This window comes from Sodalis sp. RH20 (assembly GCF_047324205.1).
Lineage (GTDB): Bacteria > Pseudomonadota > Gammaproteobacteria > Enterobacterales > Enterobacteriaceae > Acerihabitans.
On sequence record NZ_CP178733.1, the window covers coordinates 2,177,650 to 2,203,071 of the forward strand.

A 25,422-nucleotide genomic window follows, 5' to 3' on the forward strand; every position below is an offset into this window, starting at 1 on the left:
CGGTCATGCCGGTGCCGGCACCGGCGCGTCACTTTACCGGTAATTTAATATCCTTGAACATCGCTTCGATTTCTTCATTGGAGCGCAGGGCCACCGCCGTATCCACGACGTCGCGGGTGAGATGCGGCGCGAAGCGCTGGATAAAATCATACATGTAGCTGCGCAGGAAGGTGCTGCGGCGAAAGCCGATTTTGGTGGTACTGAGGGCAAACATGGCGTCGGCGTTGATTTTTACCAGATCGGGGTCGGCCTCGCTGCTGACCGCCATGTTGGCGATGACGCCAACGCCCAGGCCCATGCGGACGTAGGTTTTAATCACGTCGGCATCGGTGGCGGTAAAGACGATGCGCGGCGTGAGCCCGGCGCGGTTGAAGGCGGTATCCAGTTCCGAGCGGCCGGTAAACCCAAAGGTGTAGGTGACCAGGGGGAACGCGGCCAGTTCTTCAATGGTGATCTGGTCTTTGCCCGCCAGCGGATGGGTGGGCAGTACCACGATGGCGCGGTTCCAATGGTAGCAGGGCAGCATGACCAGGTCGTCGTAGAGGTGGAGCGCTTCGGTGGCGATGGCGAAATCCGCGATGCCTTTGGAGACCGCTTCGGCGATTTGCGTCGGCGAGCCTTGATGCATGTGCAGGGAAACGCGGGGGTAGCGTTCGATGAACCCTTTGATCACATCCGGAAGCGCGTAGCGCGCCTGCGTGTGGGTGGTGGCGACATAGAGCGAGCCTTTATCCGGATACGTATGTTCGCCCGCCACCGCCTTGATGGCGTCGACCTTGGAGAGGACTTCGCGGGCAATGCGGATGATTTCCTGTCCGGCCGGCGTAACCTGGGTGAGGTGTTTGCCGCTGCGGGCGAAGATCTGTACCCCGAGTTCGTCTTCCAGCATCCGTACCTGTTTGCTGATGCCGGGCTGGGAGGTGTACAGCCCCTCGGCGGTGGAGGAGACATTAAGGTTGTGGTTCACGACTTCAACAATATAGCGAAGTTGCTGCAATTTCATTTTTGTCATCCTGGCATAAATTTGGCGCAAGCGTTACTTGTCAGCGGCGCGGCCTGGGGGCGGTTTTTTTCCCCGGCGTCAGCGGGAAAGCTAATCTTGCAATTAATACTATTTAATCATAAAAAATCGCTATATATAACTTATTTATAAGACATAAAAAAACCAACCCGTAGGTTGGTTGATGATTGCCGGCCCGATTCGGCCCCACTGGCACGCTCTCCCTTGAACACGCCTGCATTAAGCGCAGTGTTGGCGGGCCTACCGCGCCATGGGGCGCTCGGTCGGGCGGGAACACCACGCCCGATTCGGCCCCATTGGCACGGTCTCCCTTGAACACGTCTGCTTTAAGCGCAGTGTTGGCGGGCCTACCGCGCCGTGGGGCTCGGTTTGGCGGGAACACCACGCCCGATTCGACCCCATTGGCACGGTCTCCCTTGAACACGTCTGCTTTAAGCGCAGTGTTGGCGGGCCTACCGCGCCGTGGGGCTCGGTTTGGCGGGGACACCACGCCCGATTCGGCCCCATTGGCACGCTCTCCCTTGAACACGCCTGCATTAAGCTCTGTGTTGGCGGGCCTACCGCGCCATGGGGCGCTCGGTCGGGCGGGAACACCACGCCCGATTCGGCCCCACTGGCACGCTCTCCCTTGGACACGTCTGCATTAAGCGCAGTGTTGGCGGGCCTACCGCGCCATGGGGCGTTCGGTCGGGCGGGAACACCATGCCCGATTCGACCCCACTGGCACGGTCTCCCTTTAACACGTCTGCTTTGAGTTCGGCGTTGGCGGGCCTAGCGCGCCGTGGGGCGCTCGGTCGGGCGGGAACACCACGCCCGATTCGACCCCATCGGCACGCTCTCCCTTGAACACGTCTGCATTAAGCTCTGTGTTGGCGGGCCTGGCGCGCCGCGGGGCGCTCGGTCGGGCGGGAACACCACGCCCGATTCGGCCCCACTGGCACGGTCTCCCTTGAACACGTCTGCATTAAGCTCTGTGTTGGCGGGCCTGGCGCATGGCTACTTTTTGGTGACCTGCCATTTGCCGTCGATGTAGAACGCCGTCCAGCCGGTGGCCTTGCCGTCTTTTTCGGAAGAAACGTACTGTTGTTTGGTCTTGCGGCTAAAGCGCACCATGGCTTTGTTGCCCTCGGGGTCTTTTGCCGGCGCGTCGGCCAGGTAGCGCAGTTTTTCCGGCAGGCGATCTTTGAAGCGCGCCAGTTCCTCCACCAGCGGTGCCCGGGTTTCACGTGATTTCGGGAACGTGTTGGCCGCAAGGAATACGCCAGCCGCGCCGTCACGCAGGACAAAATAAGCGTCCGATTTTTCACACTGCAGCTCAGGCAGCGGCACCGGATCTTCTTTTGGCGGCGCAACATCGCCGTTGCGCAGGATTTTGCGGGTGTTTTTGCATTCCTCGTTGGTACAGGCCATGTATTTGCCGAAGCGTCCCAGTTTTAAATGCATATCGGAGCCGCATTTTTCACACTCGACCACCGGGCCGTCGTAGCCCTTGATCCTGAATTCGCCTTGCTCGATTTCATAGCCGTCGCAAAGCGGATTGTTGCCGCAGACGTGCAGCTTGCGGCCGTTGTCAATCAGGTAGCTGTCCATGGCCATGCCGCATTTAGGGCAGCGGCGACGGGCGCGCAGAGCGTTGGTTTCGGCATCCTCGCCTTCCAGCAGATTGAGGGTTTCCGATTCCGGGATCAGATTAATGGTAGTCTTGCAGCGTTCTTTCGGCGGCAGTGAATACCCCGAACATCCCAAGAACACGCCGGTACTGGCGGTGCGGATGCCCATTTTGCGCCCGCAGGTGGGACAATCGATGCTGGTCATCACCATTTGGTTGAGGCGCATGCCGCCCTCTTCCGGATCTTTTTCCGCCTTTTCGAGCTGTTCGCTGAACTCCCTGAAGAATGAGTCCAGCACGGCTTTCCACTCGGCTTCGTTATTGGCCACCTGGTCGAGTTTGTCTTCCATGCGGGCGGTAAAGTCGTAGTTCATCAGTTCCCGGAAATTTTCTTCCAGGCGGTCGGTGACGATTTCGCCCATTTTTTCGGCGTAGAAACGGCGGTTTTCTACCTGTACATACCCGCGATCCTGGATGGTGGAGATGATGGACACATAGGTCGACGGCCGGCCGATGCCGCGTTTTTCCAGTTCCTTGACCAGGGACGCTTCGCTGTAGCGCGCGGGCGGCTTGGTGAAGTGCTGGCTGGGCAGTAATTTTTCCAGCCCGAGCGTCTGGCCCACGCTAACCGGCGGCAGGGTGCGATCTTCATCCCCTTTGCGCAGCGCGGGCATGACCTTGGTCCAGCCGTCGAAGCGCAGGATGCGGCCCTTGGCGCGCAGTTGGTAATCCGCCGCTTTGACCGTCAGGGTGGTGGAATCGTACTGCGCCGGCATCATCTGGCAGGCGACAAATTGGCGCCAGATCAGCTGATACAGCTTTTGCGCGTCCACTTCCATATCTTTTAGCTGTTCGGCCAGATTATTGACATCGGAAGGACGGATCGCTTCATGCGCTTCCTGGGAATTTTCCTTGCTGGCGTATTCATTGGCCTGCTTAGGCAGATATTTGGCGCCGAACTGTGCGCCGATGTAATCGCGCGCCATGGCCAGCGCGTCCTGGCTCAGGTTGGTGGAGTCGGTACGCATATAGGTAATATGCCCCGCTTCGTACAGGCGCTGGGCCAGCATCATGGTTTTTTTGACGCCGTAACCCAGGCGGGTGCTGGCGGCTTGTTGCAATGTCGAGGTGGTAAAGGGCGCGCCGGCCTTGCTGCTGGTGGGCTTGTCCTCACGGTCGGCGATAACATACTGCGCGTTTTCCAACTGCTTGACGGCGGCTTGGGTCTGCGCCTGGTTGACCGGCTTAAAGGGCTTGTCGCCATGATGGGTGACCTGCATCTGCAGTTGCGCCTTGTCCGACACCTTGAGGTCGGCGTGCAGTTCCCAATACTCTTCCGGCACGAAGGCTTTTATCTCGCGTTCGCGTTCGACCACCAGGCGTACCGCGACCGACTGCACGCGTCCGGCGGACAGGCCGCGGGCCAGTTTTTTCCACAGCAGCGGCGAGACCATGTAGCCCACCACGCGGTCCATAAAACGCCTGGCCTGCTGGGCGTTGACCCGGTCGATATTCAGCTCGCCTGGTTTTTTAAACGCCGCCGTAATGGCATTGCGGGTGATTTCATTAAATACCACCCGGCTAAAACGCTTGTCATCGCCGCCGATCACTTCCCGCAGGTGCCAGGCGATGGCTTCCCCTTCGCGGTCAAGGTCGGTTGCGAGATAGATATGGTCGGCGTTTTGCGCCAGCGCTTTGAGCTCGTTGACCACTTTTTCTTTGCCGGGGAGGATCTCGTAATGCGCTTTCCAGCCGTGGTAAGGATCAATGCCCATGCGATTGACCAGTGCGGTTTGCGCGTCGCTTTTCACTTTTTTCGTTTTGGTGGCGTCGGCGCTTTTTTTAGTGGCGGAACCGCTGGTGGGCAAATCACGGATGTGACCGACGCTCGATTTAACGACGTAGTCATTGCCTAAATATTTATTAATCGTTTTGGCTTTAGCCGGTGATTCAACGATAACGAGAGCTTTACCCATGTTTACCTTTACCTGAATGATTTCTTCTGTAATTAAGAAGCATTTTGTGCGCCAGACCCTGGCTGGGCATTTACTAATTTTATATTGCGGCAGCGCCGTCAAAAATCAACCTCTGTTCAGCCAGTCTGCTTTTTCGCCTTTGCCATGAGATTAACCTATTGAAAAATAAAATTAATTTATCAATACTTTCATTGAATATTGATAAATCAACTATTGATTGGGATGCGGTTATCCCCGCCAGTTGATGAAGGCCCACACTCTACATGATAAAAAAGTTGGTGCAACTTATTAGCGGCGCAAAAAATTTCCCGGGCGGCAAAAGCGTTTAAAAAGCCCGTTCGACGAATAAACCTTAGTCTGTTTGCAGCCAAACACAACCGGGGATTACAATAGGCCGGAAGACATCTAAGGAGTAATAGGTATGTACGCTAACACCACCCCCATTGATCGCAACAGCCTGCTTATTGAGGCTAACCGGATTATTCGCGCGCATGATGAATATATGCACGGCATGGAGGCCACCGAGGTAGAACAGAAAGGCGGCGTGCTGATTTTCCGCGGTGAATTCTTTTTCGATCAGGATGGATTACCCACCCGTAAAACCACGGCAGTGTTCAATATGTTTAAACATCTCGCCGTGGTGTTGTCAGAAAAGTATCACCTGGAGGAATAAATGACCCACGCCCGGGCCGGTTTCCCGTTCCCGGGCGGGCGCAAACCGCCGGACATACCCGCCCTCGGGGCGGGGAGCCGTCACAGCAGGGGTTTTTGGCCCCGTTGCCATAAATGCAACAGGCGCTGCTCGATACTTAACGCCGCACTGTCGGTAAAACGCGCAAGCAAACGTTTACGCCGCGTGAAACGCACGCTAATGACCTCATGGTTGGCCATTTCGGCAATCAGCAGATCATCGCTGGTGCCGATGCCGTCAACCAGACCATTTTCCCGCGCCTGGGTGCCGTACCAGTGCTCGCCGGTCGCCACCGCTTCAATATCAAGCGTGGGGCGCATGTCATGGACAAACTGCTTGAAGAGCTGATGCGTTTCGTTCAGATCCTGCTGGAACTTTTCCCGTCCTTCCGGCGAGTTTTCACCAAACAGGGTCAGGGTCCGCTTATAGGCCCCGGCGGTGTGCAGTTCCATGTCGATATCATTGCGCTTGAGCAGCCGGTTGAAGTTAGGAATCTGGGCCACGACGCCTATGGAACCGACAATGGCGAAAGGCGCGGCGATAATGCGATCGGCGACGCAGGCCATCATATAACCGCCGCTGGCGGCCACCTTATCCACCGCTACCGTCAGGCGGATGCCGCGATCGCGCAGGCGCTGCAGCTGCGAGGCGGCCAGGCCGTAGCCATGCACCACCCCGCCGGGGCTTTCGAGGCGCAGCAGCACCTCATCTTCCGGTTTCGCCACCGCCAGCACCGCGGACACTTCCTCGCGCAGCGAAGCGACCTCGCCGGCATCCATGCTGCCTTTGAAATCCAGTACGTACAAACAGGATTTCTGCGGCGTTTTTTCGCCATGCTTTGCGCGCGCGCGCGCCAGTTTCGCCTCGCCTTTTTCCTGCTTCTTATGCCGCTTGTGCCAGATACGCTGTTCGGCCTCGCCCATGCGCGCCAGCTGCATTTCGCGCTGCATCTCACGATACTGTTTACCCAGATCCGTTATCTGGATTTCGCCCTTGCGCCGGCGCTGCCGCTGACGCAATCCCATGACCAGCAGCAAAATCGCGCCGAAGGCCAGCACCACGGTGATGGTTTTTGCCAGGAAGAGTCCATAAAGAGTAATAAATTCCACGCTGTCGCCTTGCTGAATGTGTTTTCCGTTGCGGTCTATTCTAGCTAAGGCGCGGGTATACGTCGCCGGGAAAATCAGAATATTACGTAGGTTTACGTATATTAAGTCGGTAAACCGTTAACGATTGAAATGAGGTCAGGTTTCAGGCATAAAATGAGAGACCGTCGGGTAAAAAGAGCGCTAATATCACCTCCAGGGTGACGGGTTAGCAAAGGAGCGTCCCTTGTACTACCAGCCCAAACATGACTTATTGGCCGGCCGCATCATTATGGTGACCGGGGCCGGCGACGGCATCGGCCGTGAGGCGGCGCTGACTTACGCCCGCCACGGCGCCAGGCTATTGCTGCTGGGGCGCACCGAAGCCAAGCTGGCGGCGGTGGCGGGATTGATTGCCGGTGAAGGCGGCCAGCCGGCGCGGGTTATCCCCTTTGACCTGGCGGTGGCCGGAGCGGAGGATTACGCCTTGCTGGGCCAGCGGCTCGCGGCCGACTTTCCGCGCCTGGACGGCCTGCTGAACAATGCCGGCCTGTTAGGCGAAATCGTGCCGATGGCGCAGCAGTCCCCCGCCAGTTGGCAGCAGGTGATGGCGGTCAACGTGAACGCCGCCTTTATGCTGACCCAGGCGATGCTGCCGCTGTTATTGCAGGCGTCCCGGCCTTCCCTGATATTCAGCAGTTCCAGCGTCGGGCGCCAGGGACGGGCCAACTGGGGAGTGTACGCTGTCTCCAAATTCGCCACCGAAGGCATGATGCAGGTGCTGGCGGACGAATATCCCGCGGCTACCCTGCGGGTTAACTGCATCAACCCCGGCGGCACCCGTACCGGTATGCGCGCCAGCGCCTTTCCGGATGAAAATGCCGATCGCCTCAAGACCCCCGCCGAGATTATGCCCATCTACCTTTATTTAATGGGGGATGACAGCCGCCGCAAAACCGGGATCAGTTTCGATGCCCAGCCGGACCGTGCACCGGGCCCGGCGTAATCATACAGGACCAGCAAATGAGTGAAGACAGGCACCAGCAGCGCCAGCAGCGTTTAAAAGAACAGGTGGATGCCCGTATTGCCGCGGCCACGGAGCAGCGCGGCATCGTCATTGTGTTTACCGGCAACGGCAAAGGCAAGACCACCGCCGGCTTTGGCACCGTGACCCGGGCGATAGGCCACGGCATGCGCGCCGGCGTGATCCAGTTTATCAAGGGGCAGTGGCCGAACGGCGAAAGAAACCTGCTTGAGCAGCATGGGGTTGAATTCCAGGTAATGGCCACCGGTTTTACCTGGAATACCCAGAACCGGGTCACCGATCGGGCCGCGGCCCAAGAGGTCTGGCGCCACGGCCTGCGCATGCTGGCGGACGACAGCCTGGATCTGGTGCTGCTCGACGAGCTGACCTATATGATCACGTACGATTATGTGGATTTACCCGAAGTGATAGCGGCGCTGAACCATCGCCCGCCGCGGCAGACGGTGATCATCACCGGCCGCGCCTGCCACCGCGAACTGCTGGAGCTGGCGGATACGGTCAGCGAGCTGCGCCCGGTGAAACATGCGTTCGACGCGGGCATCAAGGCGCAACAGGGCGTGGACTGGTGAGGCGGCTGCGGGCCTGGCCCGGTCAATCAGACGGGGCCAGGCCGCGGCGGGATGGCGACCGGGAAGATGCATTGCGCGCCGCGGCCGGCCAAGCCGGCGTTTGGCGCGGGCGCCTGGACGGGCTTATTTGGTGCCGGAGTTGCGCTTGCTGCTCTGGCCGCCGCGCCGGGTAGGCGTGACCGTGCTGTGGCGTTTCACCGCCCGGCGGATTTGGTTGGCCTTCATACGGCGGCGCTCTTTCTCCACCGGCACTTTGGTGACGGTTTCCGGCGCCAGTTCCACCAGTTCGCGCAGATAGTTGATTTCACCCAGCGGCAGTTCAGTCCAGCCGCCGCGCGGCAAGCCTTTGGGCAGGGGAATGGCGCCGTAGCGGGTGCGAATCAGCCGGCTGACCTGCACGCCCACCGCTTCCCATAAACGCCGCACTTCGCGGTTGCGCCCTTCGGTCAGGGTCACGTTGTACCACTGGTTCAGCCCTTCCCCGCCCTGGAAGCTCAGGGTACGGAACGCGCCCGTGCCGTCTTCCAGGGTGACGCCTTTGGTCAGCAGCCGCAGTTTCTCGTCGTCCACCTGGCCGAAGACCCGTACCGCGTATTCGCGCTCCACTTCCCGGCTCGGGTGCATCAGGCGATTGGCCAGCTCCCCGTCGGTGGTGAATAACAGCAGGCCGGAAGTATTGATATCCAGACGCCCAACCGCTATCCAGCGCGAGCCGTTGAGTTTAGGCAAACGGTCGAATACCGTCGGCCGGCCGTCGGGATCCCGCCGGGTGCAAAGTTCGCCTTCGGGTTTGTAATAGGCCAGAATCCGGCACACCGCCTCTTCTGACGCGGTGATGGAAACCACCCGGCCATCGACGCGGATTTTCATGGAACTCACGGCGTCGACCCGATCGCCCAGCGTGGCGATTTTGCCGTCAACGCTGACGCGGCCTTGTTCAATCAGGGATTCAACTTCACGGCGGGAACCATGCCCGGCGCGGGCCAGGACTTTTTGCAGCTTTTCGCTCATTGAGCAACCTCGGCTGTCGCCTTCACAGGCGTCGAATGGTGGCTTTCGCCATAATTTAGTAAGCTTATCAGTAACTTAACTGAAAGATAGGGGGCTATTTTACACTATGGTCCCGCGGATCACAATCCATAGTTTACGGTAACGGGGGCGGCGGTGTAAAAACGCCGCCGGCCGGCCGTTAAAGGAAGGGGGAAACATCCCCGACGCCTTCACGCACCACCACCGGCGTGTCGTCGGTCAAATCGATTACCGTGGTCGGCTGCTGGCCGAGAAAACCGCCGTGAATCACCAGATCCACCTGTTTGCCCAGATGATCCTTGATCATTTCCGGGTCCGATTCCGCAAAATCGTTGCCGGGCAGCATCAGGGTGGTGGACATCATCGGCTCGTCCATGGTTTCGAGCAACGCCAGGGCAATGGGGTTGCTCGGCACGCGCAGACCGATGGTCTTGCGCTTGTCGTTCATCAGCCGCCGGGGGACTTCCTTGGTGGCTTTGAGAATAAAGGTATATTTGCCCGGCGTATTGTTTTTCATCAGACGGAACGCCTGGTTATCCACATGGGCATAGGTGGACAGTTCGGACAGGTCGCGGCAGACCAGGGTAAAATTATGGTTGCCGTCCAGCTGCCGGATGCGGCAGATGCGTTCCATGGCGGTTTTATCCTCCAGACGGCAGCCGAGGGCGTAGCCGGAATCGGTGGGGTAGACAATAACCGCGCCCTTGCGCAGCAGATCGACGGTTTGGTTAATTAACCGCGGCTGCGGGTTTTCCGGATGAATGGTAAAAAACTGACTCATTGTGACTCCTTATATAGTCTGGCGGGAGAACACCCCCGGCATACCGCGATTATCCTTCTGACAAGCCTTCTGCTACCGCCGACCGGCCGACCGGCCAATCGCGCCATATCGGCTCCACGCCGCCCGGCAGCCAAAGTTTACGGCCAAGCTCGATCCAGGCGCAGGGCTGGTGAAAATCGGATCCCTGGGAGGCCAGCAGCCCGCGCTCGCGCGCATACCCCGCCAGCGCGGTTTTTTCCTGCGGCGACTGCTGGCACATGGCCACTTCGATACCGTCGCCGCCCGCGTCGGTAACATGGTCCAGCAGGCGTTTAAGCCATTTGGTCGACAGCTGGTAGCGGCCGGGATGGGCCAGCACCGCCTGTCCGCCCGCCTGGTGGATGGCGCCGACCGCTTCCTCGATTGTACACCACTGCGGCGGCACATAGCCGGTTTTACCCTTGGACAGGTATTTTTTGAATACCTTGGTCACGTTATCGGCGGCGCCGATGCTGACCAGGTAACGGGCGAAATGGCCGCGCGTGACCAGTTCATCCTGGGCCAAACGGCTGGCGCCCAGCCAGGCGTCGTGAATACCGGCGCGTTCCAGCCGCTCGGCGATGGCATGGGCCCGGGCCAGGCGCCTTTCCCGCTGGGCGCGCAGCAGCCCGTCCATGGCCGGATGCGCGTCATCGATACCGAGGCCGACAATATGGATCTCATGGTTTTGCCACTGGGTAGAGACTTCCACTCCGGCCACCAGCGTGAGGGGCAGCGCGCCGTCGTCGATCGCCTGCCGCGCCCCGGCGAGGCCGGCCACGGTATCGTGATCGGTCACGGCCAGCACGTCGACGCCCATGGCCACGGCGCGCGCCACCAGATCCGCCGGCGAAAGCTGGCCGTCGGAGGCGGTGGTATGGCTGTGCAGATCGTATAGGGTCAGCAACGATGATTTAACGTAGATCTCAGTCAACGATAGGCTACCTTCCAAAATGAATGTTCCTATCATAACGTCAAATGCCCGTGAATCGAACCTGTTAAATATTTAACTGTTTTTAAGCGGTGACTGTTGACATTTCATTGCTGAACTAGTTTACTAGTACACATTAAGACAACCAATGAGAATCTGACGATGATAACCTTAACCGTGGTAACGCTTCGCTGGTGGCGCACTTCCCTTTAGCGGGTGGTGTTATCATGCGTCGCTGTCGTCGGACAGAGCAAGATCCCTACTAACCCGCCTTTCAAGCGGGTTTTTTTATGGGCGATAATCAGGGAACACACTATGCAAGCCACACAACCTCAATTAGAACTGCTGCAGGCCACCGCCACTTATCGCGACGATCCTACCGCGATGTTCAACCAGCTTTGCGGCGCCCGGCCGGCCACCTTGCTGCTGGAATCGGCCGAAATCGATAATAAGCAAAACCTGCAAAGCCTGATGGTGCTTGACAGCGCCATGCGCATTACCGCCCTCGGCCAGCGGGTTACGCTGCAGGCGCTGACCGCCAACGGCGCGGCGCTGCTGCCGCTGCTGGACGCCGCGCTGCCGGCCGGGGTTGAGGTGAACGCCCATCCCAGCGGCCGCGAGCTGGTGTTTCCGTCCGTCGGCAACGACATGGATGAGGATGCGCGGCTGCGCGGCCTGTCGGTATTCGATTGCCTGCGCCTGCTGCTGACCCTGGTGCCGGCGCCGGCGGATCAGCCGGATGCCCTGTTCCTCGGCGGCCTGTTCGCCTATGACCTGGTGGCGGGTTTTGAAACGCTGCCCGCGGTCAGCCAGGGGCAGCGCTGTCCGGATTTTTGCTTCTACCTGGCGGAAACCCTGCTGGTACTTGATCATCAGCAGCGCACCTGCCGGCTGCAGGGCAGCCTGTTCACTCCTCTGGCCGGCGAAAAACGCCGTCTACAGGCGCGCATCGAGCAGTTGCAGCATCAGTTGCAGCAGGCGCCGGGGCCGATCCCCCACCAGGTGATCGACAGCATGACCCTGGAAACCGATCGCAGCGACGAGGAGTTCGGCCGCATCGTGACCAGCATGCAGCAGGCGATCCGCGCGGGGGAAATCTTCCAGGTGGTGCCTTCACGGCGTTTTTCGCTGCCCTGCCCGTCGCCGCTGGCCGCCTACCATACTCTGAAAGAGAGCAATCCCAGCCCTTATATGTTTTTTATGCAGGATAACGATTTTACCCTGTTCGGCGCCTCGCCGGAAAGTTCGCTGAAATACGATGCCGCCAACCGGCAGATAGAAATTTATCCCATTGCAGGTTCCCGTCCGCGCGGGCGCAGGCCGGACGGCACGCTGGATCGCGATCTGGACAGCCGTATCGAGCTTGAAATGCGCACCGATCATAAAGAACTGGCCGAACACCTGATGCTGGTCGACCTGGCGCGCAATGATCTGGCGCGCATCTGCGAACCCGGCAGCCGCTATGTCGCCGATTTGACCAAGGTCGATCGCTACTCCTTTATCATGCACCTGGTTTCGCGGGTGGTCGGCACCCTGCGCGCCGATCTTGACGCGCTGCACGCCTACCGCGCCTGTATGAACATGGGCACGCTGAGCGGCGCGCCCAAAGTGCGCGCCATGCAGCTGATTGCCAAGGCCGAAGGCACGCGGCGCGGCAGCTACGGCGGCGCCATCGGCTATTTTACCGGCAGCGGCCTGCTGGATACCTGTATCGTTATCCGTTCGGCCTATGTCGAGGACGGCATCGCCACCGTACAGGCCGGCGCCGGCGTGGTGCTGGACTCGGTGCCGCAGGCGGAAGCCGACGAAAGCCGCAATAAAGCGCGCGCGGTGCTGCGCGCCATCGCCACCGCACATCATGCCAGGGAGGTGTTCTGATGGCTGATATCCTGTTACTCGATAATATCGACTCCTTTACCTACAACCTGGTGGATCAGCTGCGCGCCACCGGCCACCGGGTGATGGTGTACCGCAATCAACTGCCGGCGCAGACCATCATCGGCCATCTGATGGCCATGGATAATCCCATACTGATGCTTTCCCCCGGTCCCGGCACCCCCGCCGCCGCCGGCTGCATGCCGCAGTTGCTTACGCGGCTGCGCGGGCAGATGCCGATTATCGGCATCTGCCTCGGCCACCAAGCGATTGTGGAAGCCTACGGCGGCTACGTCGGCCAGGCCGGGGAAATCCTGCACGGCAAGGCGTCCCTTATCACCCATGATGGCGCCGGCATGTTCGCCGGCATGCCGAACCCGCTGCCGGTGGCGCGCTACCACTCGCTGGTGGGCAGCGAAATCCCGGCGGGACTGACGGTCAATGCGCACTTTAACGAGATGGTGATGGCGGTGCGTCATGACGCCGATCGCGTCTGCGGTTTTCAATTTCATCCCGAATCCATCCTGACCACCCAGGGCGCGCGGTTGCTTAACCAAACCCTGGACTGGGCGCTGGCCTGAACGATAGGAACCTGATCATGCAACAGATATTGGAAAAACTTTACCGCGCCGAGCGCATCAGCCGCCAGGAAAGTGAACAGCTTTTTAGCCAGATTATCCAGGGCGGGCTGGAACCGTCGCAGCTGGCGGCGGCGCTGATCAGCATGAAAATCCGCGGCGAGCATCCGGATGAAATTGCCGGCGCGGCCACCGCCCTGCTGGCGGACGCCCTGCCGTTCCCGCGCCCTGATTATCCTTTTGCCGATATCGTCGGCACCGGCGGCGACGGCAGCAACAGCATCAATATTTCCACCGCCAGCGCCTTTGTCGCCGCCGCTTGCGGCGCACGGGTGGCCAAGCACGGCAACCGCAGCGTGTCCAGCCGTTCGGGTTCCTCGGACCTGCTGGCGGCCTTCGGCATCCGGCTGGATATGCCGGCGCAAGCGTCGCGCCAGGCGCTTGACGAGCTGGGAGTATGCTTTTTGTACGCGCCCCAGTACCACACCGGTTTTCGCCATGCCATGCCGGTGCGCCAGCAGTTGAAAACCCGCACGCTGTTTAACGTGCTCGGGCCGTTGATTAACCCCGCCCGTCCCCCGCTGGCGCTGATCGGGGTCTACAGCCCGGAGCTGGTGCTGCCCATCGCCCAAACGCTGCGGGTGCTGGGCTATCAGCGCGCAGCGGTAGTCCATGGCGGCGGCATGGATGAAGTGGCGCTGCACGCGCCGACGCAGGTGGCCGAACTCAATGAGGGCGAGATCGCCAGCTATCAATTGACGCCGGAGGATTTCGGCCTGCGGGAACAGTCAATGGACGCCCTGCTGGGCGGCTCGCCGGAAGAAAATCGTGACATTTTGGCGCGGTTGTTACAAGGTAAAGGCGAACATGCCCATGAATTCGCCGTTGCCGCCAATGTCGCCTTGTTATTAAAACTATTCGGCCAGGAGAATCTGCGCGAAAATACCCAACAGGCGCTGGCGGCCATCCGCGGCGGCGGCGCCTATGAACGTGTTGTCGCGTTGGCGGCCAGAGGATAAGACATGCAGGATACGGTACTGACAAACATTGTCGCTGATAAAAAAGTATGGCTGGCCGAGCGTAAGCAACGCCAGCCGCTGGACGGGTTCATCGACGACGTGCGCCCCAGCACGCGCAGCTTCTATCATGCCCTCCAGGGTTCGCGCACCGTGTTTATCCTCGAGTGCAAAAAAGCATCGCCGTCCAAGGGCCTGATCCGCGAGGATTTTGACCCGGCCGCCATCGCCGGCGTGTACAAACACTACGCCGCCGCCATCTCGTGCCTGACCGACGAAAAATACTTCCAGGGCAGCTTTGATTTCCTGCGCCAGATTAGCCAAGTAGTACCCCAGCCGGTGCTGTGCAAGGATTTCATCATCGATCCCTACCAGGTTTACCTGGCGCGTTATCATCAGGCGGACGCTATTCTGCTGATGCTGTCGGTGCTGGACGACGACACCTACCGTCAGTTGGCCGCCCTGGCGCACAGCCTGGAAATGGGCGTGCTCACCGAGGCGATAACCGAAGAGGAGTGCCGGCGCGCCCAGGCGCTCGGCGCCCGGGTGGTGGGCATTAACAATCGCGATCTGCGCGATTTATCCATCGATTTAAACCGTACCCGCCGCCTGGCGCCCCTGCTGCCGGGAGTGACGGTGATAAGCGAATCCGGCATTACCGCCTATCGCCACGTCAGGGAACTGAGCCATTTCGCCAACGGCTTCCTGATCGGCAGCGCGTTGATGGCGGAACCGGATCTGGACGGCGCGGTGCGCCGGGTATTGCTCGGCGAGAATAAGGTCTGCGGACTGACGCGTCCCGAGGATGCCAGGGCGGCATATGACGCCGGCGCGCTCTATGGCGGCCTGATTTTTGCCGCCTCGTCGCCAAGGCGTGTGGATATCCCCCGCGCCCGCGCGGTGATGGCCGGCGCGCCGCTGCGCTACGTCGGCGTATTCCGCGACGCCCCCATCGAGGAGGTGGCAGGCAGCGCCGCCGCGCTGGCGCTGCATGCCGTGCAGCTGCACGGCGACGAGGACCAGGCCTATATAAGCGCCCTGCGTCTGGCGCTGCCTTCCGCCTGCCGTATCTGGAAAGCCCTGGATATGCGGACCCATGCGCCGGCGCGGGATTTTAGCGCGGTGGATCGTTATCTGTTCGATAATGGCGGCGGCAGCGGTAAACCCTTTGACTGGTCGCTGCTGGACGGACTGCGTCTGGATAACGTCATGCTCGCCGGCGGGCTGGCGGCGGATAACTGCGTGGCCGCCGCGCAATTAGGCTGCGTTGGGCTGGACTTCAACTCCGGCGTTGAAAGCGCCCCGGGTATTAAAGATCACCATAAACTGGCTACGGTATTTCAGACGCTGCGCGCCTATTAATCGATTGCCCAGATCAACAAGAGACAGGAACGCATGACACTATTAAATCCCTATTTCGGCGAATTCGGCGGCATGTATGTGCCGCAGATCCTGGTACCGGCGCTGCTGCAACTGGAGGACGCCTTTGTCAGCGCGCAAAGCGACCCGGCATTCCAGGCGGAATTCAGCGATTTGTTAACTAATTATGCCGGCCGCCCCACGCCGTTGACCCTGTGCCGTAACCTGACCGCGGGCACCAAGACCAAACTGTATCTTAAGCGCGAGGATCTGCTGCACGGCGGCGCGCACAAAACCAACCAGGTGCTCGGCCAGGCCCTGCTCGCCAAGCGCATGGGAAAAACCGAAATCATCGCCGAAACCGGCGCCGGTCAGCATGGCGTGGCTTCGGCGCTGGCCTCCGCGCTGCTGGGGCTGAAATGCCGCATTTATATGGGCGCCAAGGATATTCAGCGCCAGGAGCCCAACGTGTTCCGCATGCGTCTGATGGGCGCGGAAGTGATCCCGGTGCACAGCGGCTCCTCGACGCTAAAGGACGCCTGCAACGAAGCGCTGCGCGACTGGTCCGGCAGCTATGAGCGCGCCCACTATATGCTGGGCACCGCCGCCGGTCCGCATCCGTTCCCCACCATCGTGCGCGAATTCCAGCGCATGATTGGCGAGGAAACCAAGGCGCAGATGCAGGAACGGGAGCATTGCCTGCCTGACGCGGTGCTGGCCTGCGTCGGCGGCGGGTCCAACGCCATCGGCATGTTCGCCGATTTTATCGATGAGCCGTCGGTACGTCTGATCGGCGTCGAGCCGGGCGGCCTGGGCATCGAGACCGGCCAGCACGGCGCGTCGCTCAAACACGGCCGCATCGGCATCTATTTCGGCATGAAGTCGCCGATGATGCAATCCTCCGACGGGCAGATAGAGGAATCCTATTCCATTTCCGCCGGCCTGGATTTCCCTTCCGTGGGTCCGCAGCATGCCTATCTGGACAGTATCGGCCGCGCGGAATACGTCTCGGCGACCGATGAGGAGGCCCTGGATGCGTTCAAGGCCCTGTCGCGCCATGAAGGCATCATCCCGGCGCTGGAATCCTCACACGCGCTGGCGCACGCGCTGAAAATGATCAAGGCGGAGCCGGACAAGGAGCAGATCCTGGTGGTCAATCTCTCGGGCCGCGGCGATAAGGATATTTTTACCGTGTACGATATATTAAAAGCGCGAGGAGAAATGTAATGGAACGCTATCAGCAACTGTTTACCACGCTGCACAGCCGTAAAGAAGGCGCCTTCGTGCCCTTCGTCACGCTGGGCGATCCTAATCCCGGCCTGTCGCTGAAAATTATCGATACCTTAATCGAGGCCGGGGCCGACGCCCTGGAACTGGGCATCCCGTTTTCCGACCCGCTGGCGGACGGCCCGACCATCCAGAACGCCACCCTGCGGGCATTTGCCGCCGGGGTGACGCCGGATCAGTGTTTCGAACTGCTGGCCACTGTCCGGCAGAAATACCCCGCCATACCCATCGGCCTGCTGATGTACGCCAACCTGGTGTTTAACAAAGGTATCGATGCGTTTTATGCCCGCTGCGCCGAGGTTGGCGTGGATTCGGTGCTGGTGGCCGACGTGCCGCTGGAAGAGAGCCTGCCGTTCCGTACCGCCGCCATGCGCCACGGCGTGGCGCCTATCTTTATCTGCCCGCCCAACGCCGATAAAGACCTGCTGCGTGAAATCGCCTCCCACGGCCGGGCTTACACCTATTTATTATCCCGCGCAGGCGTAACCGGCAGTGAAAACCAGGGCCATGTGCCGCTGGCCCATCTGGTGACGACGCTTACCGAGTTCCATGCCGCGCCCGCGCTGCAGGGTTTCGGTATTTCCGAGCCGTCGCAGGTGCGCGACGCGCTGGCGGCGGGCGCGGCCGGGGCCATTTCCGGCTCGGCCATCGTCAAGATTATCGAGCGCAACCTGGAAGACCCGGCCGCCATGCTGACGCAGTTAAGCACCTTCGTCAGTAAAATGAAGGCCGCCACGCGCGGTTGATTTGAAAAAAATCATTTTATCCACAACACTCTAATGGCGGCGTATCAATTACGCCGCCATCCTGTAAGATGCGGGTGATATATTATAATAAATAATTCAAATCCAAGGAGAAAAAATGAAAAACTGGAAATCCCTTACGACACTTGCAGCAACCGCAATCGTCGCGGCCGTGCTGGCCGGCTGCGCGCCGACCGCCAAGACCGAAGGCACCGGCGGGTATATTGACGACACCGTGATCACGACCAAAGTGAAAACGCAGTTGCTTGCCGATGACCATTTAAAGGGCACCGAAATCAACGTCGAAACCTTTAAGGGCCGGGTGCAGTTAAGCGGTTTCGCCAGCTCGATGGCCGACGCCAACCGCGCCGTGACCATTACCCGCGGCGTCAAGGGCGTGCGTTCGGTGGAAAACGACATCAGTATCAAATAATCCCGTTGCCGGCGGCGCGCACGCGTCGCCGGCACGGTTTCAGATCCGGACCCTCGTTTTAGAAGCGATAGCCGACGCCGAACATAAATACCCAGGGATCGATTTGCGTATGCACTGATTGCTGCTGGCCGCCGGCCTTGAAACGCACGTCGGTGTCGATATCCATATACCATACCGACATATTCACCAGCCAGTTTTCATTGACGTTATAATCCAGCCCCGCCTGGCCGGCGATGCCCCAGGAGTGCTTGACGCTTAAATCGCTCAGTCCGGCGTCCTGCCCGGTTTGGTTAAAGTGCGCGTCGTAGAAGGTGGTATAGTTGATGCCCACCCCGAGGTATGGCCGCAGTTTATCCGGGGCGTCGCCAAAATAATACTGCGCCATCAGGCTTGGCGGCAGTTGTTTAACCGAGGCGATGTCGCCGGTGCTTTTCAGCCCGACATGGTGCTTGAAGGGCGTTGCCGCCAGCAGCTCCACGCCGATATTGTCGGTGACCAGATAACTGAACGTCAGGCCGAGCTGGGTGTTGTTACCCACGTTAAACTCGCCCATCCCCAGCACGTTATCCGAACTTTCACTCGGCCGTACCGTGGCGCTGCCCGCGCGAACAATAATATCACCCGCCTGATGCGCCTGCGCCGTTGCCGACAGCAGCGCGGCCGCCGCCGCCAAGCCCATAACACACTTGTTCATGTCCCGCTCCTTGTTGAGATAATGCCTTTGCCACGCAAAGTTGATTCAGTTCACAAATGTTACTTTGGCACATCGTAGGGTAAATTTGAGCTGAACCTTGTTTATCATGTTTTATACCAAGGGATTGACTTGATTGAGATTGATCCAAATCAACCAGGACCGAAACAGGACAAAAAAAATACTTTGGCCCGGGCAGTTGCTTTCCCGCGCACCGGGCGTAAGTTAACAGACAGGCAAATCTGATTCGGCGCCGTGGAGTCGGCGGGTGACACGATGAGCGATAACAGTAATCCCTGCATGAGCTGCGGCGCGTGTTGCGCGTGGTTCCGCGTATCCTTTTATTGGGCCGAGGGCGATGACGGCGGCGGCCCGGTGCCCCATGCCTTAACTGAACCCCTTACCCCTTTCTTACGTTGCATGCGCGGCACCAACGAGCGGACGCCGCGTTGCCATGCCCTGGCGGGCGAGGTGGGTAAAGCGGTCCGTTGCACCATTTATGCCGGTCGTCCCTCGCCCTGCCGAGAGTTTGCCATGGCCGGCGACGGCGGGCGGCCCAACGACGCCTGCGATCGCGCCAGGGCGCATTACGGCCTGCCGCCGCTCGCAGCGCCCGCGCAGACGCTTATTAGGGTGGAAAATCAGCATCATCATGTCGCGGGGTGCCCTCCGGGGCATTAACAGGGTAGAATACCGGGCTGATAATTTAGAACGTTCTGCCAAGGAGCTCTACATGCCAATTATGGCAAGTACCCTGTATCGCGACATGTTGAATTTTACCCGTAACCAGTTTACCAGCATCATCCTGCTGGCCCTGCTGGCGGCGCTGATTAGCGTGGTGCTCGGCCATGCCTTATCGCCCAGTAGCGATCAGCTGGTCATCCTGAGCGCCGACGGTCCCGACATGGCCGACTCATCCAGCCTCAGCCTGCAGGAACTGGTGCAGCAAATGACGCCTGAACAGCAAAAAGTGCTGCTGAAAGCCTCTGCGGCGGGCACTTTCGCCGGTCTGGTGGGCAACGTCATCCTGGCCGGGGCGCTGTTGACCATGATTCGCCTGGTATCCGACCGGCAGCCGGTCAGCGTGCTGCGCGCCATCGGGCTGTCCGCGCCCATCCTGCCCCGCCTGCTGTTATTGGTATTTATTACCACGCTGCTGGTGCAACTCGGGCTATTATTGATTGTGATACCGGGGATCCTGATTGCCATAGCGTTCAGCATGGCGCCGGTGATTGCCGCCAGCGACAATCTGGGCGTATTCAAGTCGATGCGCCTGAGTAGTAAACTGGCTTTCGCCAATGTACGGCTGGTTGCCCCGGCGGTGCTGGTATGGCTGCTGGCCAAGGCGGCGGTATTATTGCTGGCGGCACAGTTTACCCAGGTGTCGTCGCTGGTGGCCGCGGTGCTGCTTAACGGCTTAAGTAATATTATTTCCGCACTGTTGCTGATTTACCTGTATCGCCTGTATATGTTGCTGCGCCAGGCCTGAAACCAAGCCGGCGTCACTTAACCAACCACGGATTTTTTTATGAAGCAGTTTCTGGATTTTCTGCCGTTAGTGGTGTTCTTTGTCTTTTATAAGCTGTACGACATTTATATTGCCTCCGGCGCGCTGATTGCCGCGTCGGCGCTGGTGCTGATTTATACCTGGATCCGCTACCGGAAAGTGGAAAAAGTCACCTTGCTGACGTTTATCATGGTTGCCATCTTCGGCTCACTGACGATGTATTACCATAACGCCGAATTCATCAAATGGAAGGTCACGGTCATTTACGGCCTGTTCGCCATTGCGCTGCTGGTCAGCCAGTTCATGCTGGGCAAGCCGCTGATTCAGCGCATGCTTGGCAAGGAACTGACCCTGCCCGAGCGCGTCTGGAACAATCTTAATATTGCCTGGGCGCTGTTTTTCCTGGGCTGCGGCGCGGCGAATATCTATATCGCCTTCTGGCTGCCGCAAAACGTTTGGGTGAATTTCAAGGTGTTCGGCCTGACCGGCCTGACGCTGGTATTCACCCTGTTAAGCGGAGTGTATGTCTATCGTCATATGACGGAAGACCAGAAAAACTCCCGTTGATCCCCCGGTCCGCCGCGGGGCGGACCGATGTCAAACCAAGCGGAACCCCTGATGAGCGACAATCCTTTTTTACCTTCCGGCGAGCTGGTGCTGCGCACGCTGGCCATGCCCGCCGACACCAATGCCAACGGTGATATTTTTGGCGGCTGGCTGATGTCGCAAATGGATATGGGCGGCGCTATCCTCGCCAAGGAAATAGCCGAGGGCCGAGTGGTCACGGTGCGCGTCGACGGCATGACGTTTTTGAAACCGGTGGCGGTGGGGGACGTGGTCTGTTGTTACGCCCGCTGTACCGGCACGGGCAACAGTTCGCTGAGCATTAACGTGGAAGTCTGGATCAAAAAAGTCTCTTCCGCCCCCATCGGCCAGCGCTACCGCGCCACCGAAGCGGCTTTCACCTATGTCGCGGTGGACGACGAAGGCAAGGCGCGTCCCCTGCCCGACGGCAAGCGCCACTTCGCCCCCGGCGGCGCTTAGCCGCCCGTTTTGCCCCAGGCGGCGGCCCGTGCTGGGCCTTGCGCGTACACCGCGGCCCGGCCTAGCTGCTGCTGACGCCCGACAGCTTAAACTCGATGGTCGTGGTCTGGTTTTTGCCCGGTTTGCCGCTCTGGTAGCGCCAGCGCCGGATCACCTGGCGAATTTCGCGCTCGAACATATTGCGCGGCGTGGCGGAAATGATACGCAGGTTTTCCACCTGGCCGCTATCATCGACATCAAACTGGATCTTCACCGTTCCCTCGATGCCCAATGCCCTGGCGCGCTCAGGGTAGCCCGGTTCCGGGCGGCTGATGGCTTTCGGGCCGGTATCGGCCACCGGTGCGGACGGCGCCGGCGCGGGCGCCGGAGCGGCACGTACGGGCGCCTCACGGGGTGGAGCGGCGAGCGGTGTCGGTTCGGCGCGCGGCTCGGTCACCTTGGGCCTGGGTTTAGCCGCTTCTTTATGCACCGGCTTGGGCTTGGGCAGGGGTTTCGGCTGCTGTACCGGCGCGGGAGGCTCAGGCGCGGGGATGGGATCCGGTTCGCGCACAGGCTCCGGGGCGGGTTCGGGCGCAGCCGTCGGCTCAACCTCGGGCGGTTCCACCGGCGGCTGCGGCGGCGCGGCCACCGGCTCAGGCTCCGGCGCCACCAGCGTAACGCTCATCGGCTGCTCAACCGCGGTCGGCGCGGTTATCTGGTTTACCGACGTATACAGCAATCCCGCCACCAGCGAGGTATGCAGCCCTGCGGACAAGACAAACGGCCACGAAAATCGACGGGTCGGTTTCAAAATTATCAACGCCATATCAACAAAAGTTTCAGTAAAGGTGAAGTTTAAATGCAAATAGCAATCATATTCAATAACTCAAAACAAACTCTTGCCAGGTTAACAGGATAAACCGGCAATTATCCCTGTCTGAACAACCGTCAGCGGCCAGGAAAATTTTTTCATTGCGCCGCGGGGTTCAATGTCTTAACGTAAATTACTTGAAATGAATCCATTCCTTTGGGAGTAATGCCCTTGCTCTATGTTATCTATGCTGAAGACGTGCCCGGATCCCTGGAAAAACGCCAATCCGTACGCGCCACTCATGTCGCCCGGCTGCAACTGCTACGCGATGAGGGTCGTTTACTGACGGCGGGCGCGCTGCCGGCGATAGACAGTAACGAACCCGGGGCGGCGGGATTCAGCGGCTCCACCATTATTGCTGAATTCGATTCCCTCGAAGCGGCGCAGGCATGGGCGGATGCCGACCCGTATGTCGCCGCGGGTGTTTATAAGCAGGTGCAGGTTAAACCCTACCGTAAAACCTTCTGATTATTACCCTATTGCATCCCGGCGCCGCCACGCGGCCCGGGCGTGAAATAACGCTGATTGCCCGCTAGGTTAATTTACCCGGCGGCAAAACCCATCAATCATTATCCATGCTTATCATTTATCCTCTCTATTAAGGAGGCTGCGCCAACGGATTTACCGGCAAACAACGCCATTATTTTCTCTGTTGGCCAGACCTGGATATCGCCGGGGCTATATATAATGCGTGCCAACCCCTGCCGTCGGTGAATTTGCTTTTCCCTTAATGCTATTTTTTTTCTGCCGCCTATTTTGGTCGCCTCTTTATTATTTCGCTTGTTACTTAACGCCAACTAATACTTAACGGCAATTAATGAGCGTAACGGCTATTAACCCCTTAAAATTGATAGAAATTACCGTGATCGTCCCGGCATATCATTATCATTTAGGAATTATCTTAGTATAAAAAATAACCAACATTTAATCAGACTCTTACCGGCCAAGACAGCATAAATATTCAGTTAATACGCGCCAGGGCGCCAATATCCGGTTTGTAGGCGCCGGCAATTTCTAATACTTTGGAATTGCTGTACTCCCCGTTAAGAAGTTAACAACCGGAGGTAAGTATGTTGAAGAAAATCTTTATGGCACTACTTGTTATGTCCGCCGCCGGCACCGGTACTGCTTTTGCAGCCGGCGCCGCGGGAACCACGGAAGCGGCTACGCAAAGCGCTTCCGGTGCCGCGACGGTCACCGATCCGGGATTGGTTTCCGGCTCGGTGGCCGCCATGGCATCCGCCAGCGACCCGGAAGGCACTGGGACGTCTACGTCGACGTCGACATCAACGACCACCGCCACACAGTGACAGAGACATCATAAGGAAAGGGATAATCCTGATTAAAACCGTAATAAGGAACTCAAATACGGTAAACCGGCCAAAAGCCGGTTTTTTTATCGCTGTTATTTAGCGCGGATCACAGACCATAAGACGTTACGGAAAAGAGCAACGAACGGCGCTGCTGTTTCAACTGAAGATGCCGCAAACGCGTCAGATGCCGATAGGTGCGGGACTGTGCTTCCACCCACTGGCTACGCCGGCGCTGCGCCTGCCTTAACATGCGCCAGCGGCTGACTTCATTTCTGCTTCTTTTCATGGCACGAACGGACTCTTACCGGATAATAAGGGCGCCATTATAAACCATTTTCCCGGACTGCCAAGGCTGTAACGCCGGCGCGGCGGACTGGTAAAGGGCGCGCGCGGGGCGAAAAAATTTCCTCTTTTCGCCCCGTATGCGTACACTCATGCTTAACGCCTTGCGAACAGGATTTTTCGCCTCTATGACAACTTTTTATACTGTAATCAACTGGCTAATAGTATTCGGCTATTGGTTGCTGATCGCAGGTGTCACCCTGCGGGTGTTAATGAAGCGGCGCGCGGTCCCCTCCGCAATGGCCTGGTTATTGGTTATCTATATCCTTCCCCTGGTGGGCATCATCACCTACCTGCTGTTCGGTGAACTCAACCTGGGCAAGCGCCGCGCGGAACGGGCCAAGGCCATGTGGCCGTCCACGGCCAAGTGGATGCATGACCTCAAGCAGTGCACGCGGATTTTCGCCACCGAAAACAGCGAAGTCGCCCGCTCCCTGTTCAAGCTGTGCGAGTTACGCCAGGGTATGGGCGGACTGAAAGGCAACCAGCTGCAGCTGCTTACCGGTACCGACGCCACCCTTAAAGCCTTGATCAGGGATATCGGACTGGCGCAGACTAATATCGAGATGGTGTTTTATATCTGGCAGGCCGGCGGCCAGGTGGACCAGGTGGCGGAGGCGCTGATGGCGGCCGCCAGGCGCGGCGTGCGCTGCCGTGTGATGCTCGATTCCGCCGGCAGCGTCGCGTTTTTCCGCACCCCCTACCCGGCCATGATGCGTAACGCCGGCGTCGAGGTGGTGGAAACGCTGCACGTCAGCCTGCTGCGCGTCTTTCTGCGGCGCATGGATTTGCGTCAGCACCGCAAGATGGTGCTGATTGATAACTATATTTCGTACACCGGCAGCATGAACATGGTCGATCCGCGCTATTTCAAGCAGGATGCCGGCGTCGGGCAATGGATCGACCTGATGGCCAGGATGGAAGGCCCGGTGACGACCGCCATGGGCATTATCTATTCCTGCGACTGGGAAATCGAGACCGGTGAGCGGGTGCTCCCACCGCCGCCCGATGTCAATATCATGCCGTTTGAACAGGCGACGGGACATACTATCCAGGTCATTGCCTCCGGCCCCGGTTTCCCGGAAGGCATGATCCACCAGGCCCTGCTGACCTCGATTTATTCCTCGCGGCAGCAGTTAATCATGACCACGCCCTATCTGGTGCCGAGCGACGATCTGCTGCACGCCATTTGCACCGCGGCCCAGCGCGGCGTGGACGTGCATATCGTGGTGCCGCGCGATAACGACTCCCTGCTGGTCGGCTGGGCCAGCCGGGCCTTTTTCGCCGAACTGCTGGAAGCGGGCGTCAATATCCATCAGTTCGAGGGTGGCCTGCTGCATACCAAAAGCGTACTGGTGGACGGCCAGCTCAGCCTGGTCGGCACCGTCAATCTCGACATGCGCAGCCTGTGGCTCAATTTTGAAATTACCCTGGTGATTGACGATGATGACTTCGGCAGCGACCTGGCGCGGGTCCAGGAGGATTATATCGCCCGCTCCCGGCTTATCGACCCGCAGGTCTGGGCCAAACGCCCCTACTGGCAACGCATTGTCGAGCGCCTGTTCTACTTTTTCAGTCCATTGCTGTAAATTTAGCGAAGGCCATGATGTAATAGCGCCATGCAACGCC

General features: G+C 59.2%; 24 protein-coding genes, 1 pseudogene and 1 other annotated feature. Of the genes and pseudogenes, 16 read left to right on the plus strand and 9 right to left on the minus strand.

What is annotated here, in order from left to right; all coding sequences use genetic code 11:
• Nucleotides 1–28: 28 nt before the first annotated feature.
• Together cysB and topA are read right to left on the minus strand one after the other, a co-directional pair.
• Complete coding sequence (cysB, locus tag ACL2XM_RS10050) at nt 29–1,003, minus strand: HTH-type transcriptional regulator CysB (protein ID WP_410015219.1); 975 nt, start codon at nt 1,001–1,003, stop codon at nt 29–31.
• Between the two features lie 1,014 nt (nt 1,004–2,017).
• Nucleotides 2,018–4,606 (minus strand): type I DNA topoisomerase, encoded by a 2,589-nt coding sequence (gene topA, locus ACL2XM_RS10055; RefSeq protein ID WP_410015220.1) that lies wholly within the window; start codon nt 4,604–4,606, stop codon nt 2,018–2,020.
• A 421-nt stretch (nt 4,607–5,027) separates the two neighbouring features.
• On the opposite strand from topA, the gene ACL2XM_RS10060 reads away from it, so the two are divergent.
• Nucleotides 5,028–5,279 carry a YciN family protein gene (locus tag ACL2XM_RS10060; protein ID WP_410015221.1) on the plus strand — a complete coding sequence of 84 codons (252 nt, stop codon included), beginning with the start codon at nt 5,028–5,030 and terminating at the stop codon, nt 5,277–5,279.
• An 80-nt stretch (nt 5,280–5,359) separates the two neighbouring features.
• Here the strand turns inward: ACL2XM_RS10060 and sohB are convergent, their stop codons facing one another.
• Nucleotides 5,360–6,406: a protease SohB gene (gene sohB, locus ACL2XM_RS10065; protein WP_413722790.1), complete on the minus strand. Its 1,047-nt coding sequence runs from the start codon at nt 6,404–6,406 to the stop codon at nt 5,360–5,362.
• Nucleotides 6,407–6,629: 223 nt separating this feature from the next.
• Between sohB and ACL2XM_RS10070 the strand changes: the two genes are divergently transcribed.
• Entirely contained in the window at nt 6,630–7,388 is a 759-nt protein-coding gene (locus ACL2XM_RS10070; RefSeq protein WP_413732838.1) for a YciK family oxidoreductase, read from the plus strand.
• Nucleotides 7,389–7,405: 17 nt separating this feature from the next.
• Nucleotides 7,406–7,996 (plus strand): cob(I)yrinic acid a,c-diamide adenosyltransferase, encoded by a 591-nt coding sequence (gene cobO / locus ACL2XM_RS10075; RefSeq protein WP_410015224.1) that lies wholly within the window; start codon nt 7,406–7,408, stop codon nt 7,994–7,996.
• 123 nt (nt 7,997–8,119) lie between these two features.
• Here cobO and rluB read toward each other — a convergent pair whose 3' ends face one another.
• From rluB to rnm, 3 genes are all read right to left on the minus strand, one after another.
• Nucleotides 8,120–9,007: a 23S rRNA pseudouridine(2605) synthase RluB gene (gene rluB, locus ACL2XM_RS10080; protein ID WP_410015225.1), complete on the minus strand. Its 888-nt coding sequence runs from the start codon at nt 9,005–9,007 to the stop codon at nt 8,120–8,122.
• Nucleotides 9,008–9,185: 178 nt separating this feature from the next.
• Nucleotides 9,186–9,806 (minus strand): L-threonylcarbamoyladenylate synthase, encoded by a 621-nt coding sequence (locus tag ACL2XM_RS10085; protein WP_410015226.1) that lies wholly within the window; start codon nt 9,804–9,806, stop codon nt 9,186–9,188.
• A gap of 49 nt (nt 9,807–9,855) precedes the next feature.
• A complete protein-coding gene (gene rnm / locus ACL2XM_RS10090; protein ID WP_410015227.1) occupies nt 9,856–10,758 on the minus strand; it encodes an RNase RNM in 903 nt (300 codons plus the stop codon).
• A 183-nt stretch (nt 10,759–10,941) separates the two neighbouring features.
• Nucleotides 10,942–11,047, plus strand: a sequence feature (Trp leader region).
• A gap of 23 nt (nt 11,048–11,070) precedes the next feature.
• On the opposite strand from rnm, the gene ACL2XM_RS10095 reads away from it, so the two are divergent.
• The 6 genes and pseudogenes from ACL2XM_RS10095 (at nt 11,071) to ACL2XM_RS10120 (ending at nt 18,046) form a co-directional block, all read left to right on the plus strand.
• A complete protein-coding gene (locus tag ACL2XM_RS10095; protein WP_410015228.1) occupies nt 11,071–12,633 on the plus strand; it encodes an anthranilate synthase component 1 in 1,563 nt (520 codons plus the stop codon).
• Nucleotides 12,633–14,227: pseudogene (gene trpD, locus ACL2XM_RS10100) on the plus strand (bifunctional anthranilate synthase glutamate amidotransferase component TrpG/anthranilate phosphoribosyltransferase TrpD). Before ACL2XM_RS10095 ends, trpD begins: the two are co-directional and overlap by 1 nt.
• A 3-nt stretch (nt 14,228–14,230) precedes the next feature.
• Nucleotides 14,231–15,586, plus strand: a complete 1,356-nt coding sequence (trpCF, locus tag ACL2XM_RS10105) for a bifunctional indole-3-glycerol-phosphate synthase TrpC/phosphoribosylanthranilate isomerase TrpF (protein WP_413732840.1) — start codon at nt 14,231–14,233, stop codon at nt 15,584–15,586.
• A gap of 33 nt (nt 15,587–15,619) precedes the next feature.
• Nucleotides 15,620–16,810 carry a tryptophan synthase subunit beta gene (trpB, locus tag ACL2XM_RS10110; RefSeq protein ID WP_410015230.1) on the plus strand — a complete coding sequence of 397 codons (1,191 nt, stop codon included), beginning with the start codon at nt 15,620–15,622 and terminating at the stop codon, nt 16,808–16,810.
• Nucleotides 16,810–17,616, plus strand: a complete 807-nt coding sequence (trpA, locus tag ACL2XM_RS10115; RefSeq protein WP_413722783.1) for a tryptophan synthase subunit alpha — start codon at nt 16,810–16,812, stop codon at nt 17,614–17,616. The genes trpB and trpA overlap by 1 nt, the downstream gene beginning before the upstream one ends.
• A 115-nt stretch (nt 17,617–17,731) precedes the next feature.
• On the plus strand, nt 17,732–18,046 hold the full coding sequence (locus ACL2XM_RS10120) for a BON domain-containing protein (RefSeq protein ID WP_410015232.1): 315 nt from the start codon (nt 17,732–17,734) through the stop codon (nt 18,044–18,046).
• A 58-nt stretch (nt 18,047–18,104) separates the two neighbouring features.
• On the opposite strand, the gene ompW is transcribed toward ACL2XM_RS10120, so the two are convergent.
• On the minus strand, nt 18,105–18,740 hold the full coding sequence (gene ompW, locus ACL2XM_RS10125) for an outer membrane protein OmpW (protein ID WP_413732842.1): 636 nt from the start codon (nt 18,738–18,740) through the stop codon (nt 18,105–18,107).
• Nucleotides 18,741–19,013: 273 nt separating this feature from the next.
• Here ompW and ACL2XM_RS10130 point away from each other — a divergent pair, with 273 nt between their 5' ends.
• Genes ACL2XM_RS10130 through yciA form a run of 4 tightly spaced genes read left to right on the plus strand, consistent with a single transcriptional unit; the run spans nt 19,014 to nt 21,288 of the window.
• Nucleotides 19,014–19,418 (plus strand): YkgJ family cysteine cluster protein, encoded by a 405-nt coding sequence (locus ACL2XM_RS10130; protein WP_410015234.1) that lies wholly within the window; start codon nt 19,014–19,016, stop codon nt 19,416–19,418.
• 52 nt (nt 19,419–19,470) lie between these two features.
• The gene (locus ACL2XM_RS10135) at nt 19,471–20,226 is read left to right on the plus strand and encodes a YciC family protein (protein WP_410015235.1); all 756 of its coding nucleotides are present in this window, start codon (nt 19,471–19,473) and stop codon (nt 20,224–20,226) included.
• Between the two features lie 39 nt (nt 20,227–20,265).
• Nucleotides 20,266–20,811 (plus strand): septation protein A, encoded by a 546-nt coding sequence (locus ACL2XM_RS10140; protein ID WP_410015236.1) that lies wholly within the window; start codon nt 20,266–20,268, stop codon nt 20,809–20,811.
• Between the two features lie 51 nt (nt 20,812–20,862).
• Nucleotides 20,863–21,288, plus strand: coding sequence for an acyl-CoA thioester hydrolase YciA (gene yciA / locus ACL2XM_RS10145; RefSeq protein ID WP_413722781.1), 426 nt, complete (start codon nt 20,863–20,865; stop codon nt 21,286–21,288).
• 61 nt (nt 21,289–21,349) lie between these two features.
• Here the strand turns inward: yciA and ACL2XM_RS10150 are convergent, their stop codons facing one another.
• Entirely contained in the window at nt 21,350–22,093 is a 744-nt protein-coding gene (locus ACL2XM_RS10150; RefSeq protein ID WP_413722780.1) for an energy transducer TonB, read from the minus strand.
• Between the two features lie 216 nt (nt 22,094–22,309).
• Between ACL2XM_RS10150 and ACL2XM_RS10155 the strand changes: the two genes are divergently transcribed.
• Nucleotides 22,310–22,606 carry a YciI family protein gene (locus ACL2XM_RS10155; RefSeq protein WP_410016555.1) on the plus strand — a complete coding sequence of 99 codons (297 nt, stop codon included), beginning with the start codon at nt 22,310–22,312 and terminating at the stop codon, nt 22,604–22,606.
• A gap of 620 nt (nt 22,607–23,226) precedes the next feature.
• The gene (locus tag ACL2XM_RS10160; protein WP_410015239.1) at nt 23,227–23,448 is read left to right on the plus strand and encodes a hypothetical protein; all 222 of its coding nucleotides are present in this window, start codon (nt 23,227–23,229) and stop codon (nt 23,446–23,448) included.
• A 109-nt stretch (nt 23,449–23,557) separates the two neighbouring features.
• Here ACL2XM_RS10160 and ACL2XM_RS10165 read toward each other — a convergent pair whose 3' ends face one another.
• Entirely contained in the window at nt 23,558–23,737 is a 180-nt protein-coding gene (locus ACL2XM_RS10165; protein ID WP_410015240.1) for a YciY family protein, read from the minus strand.
• Between the two features lie 184 nt (nt 23,738–23,921).
• Between ACL2XM_RS10165 and cls the strand changes: the two genes are divergently transcribed.
• A complete protein-coding gene (gene cls / locus ACL2XM_RS10170; protein ID WP_410015241.1) occupies nt 23,922–25,382 on the plus strand; it encodes a cardiolipin synthase in 1,461 nt (486 codons plus the stop codon).
• Nucleotides 25,383–25,422: the final 40 nt, after the last annotated feature.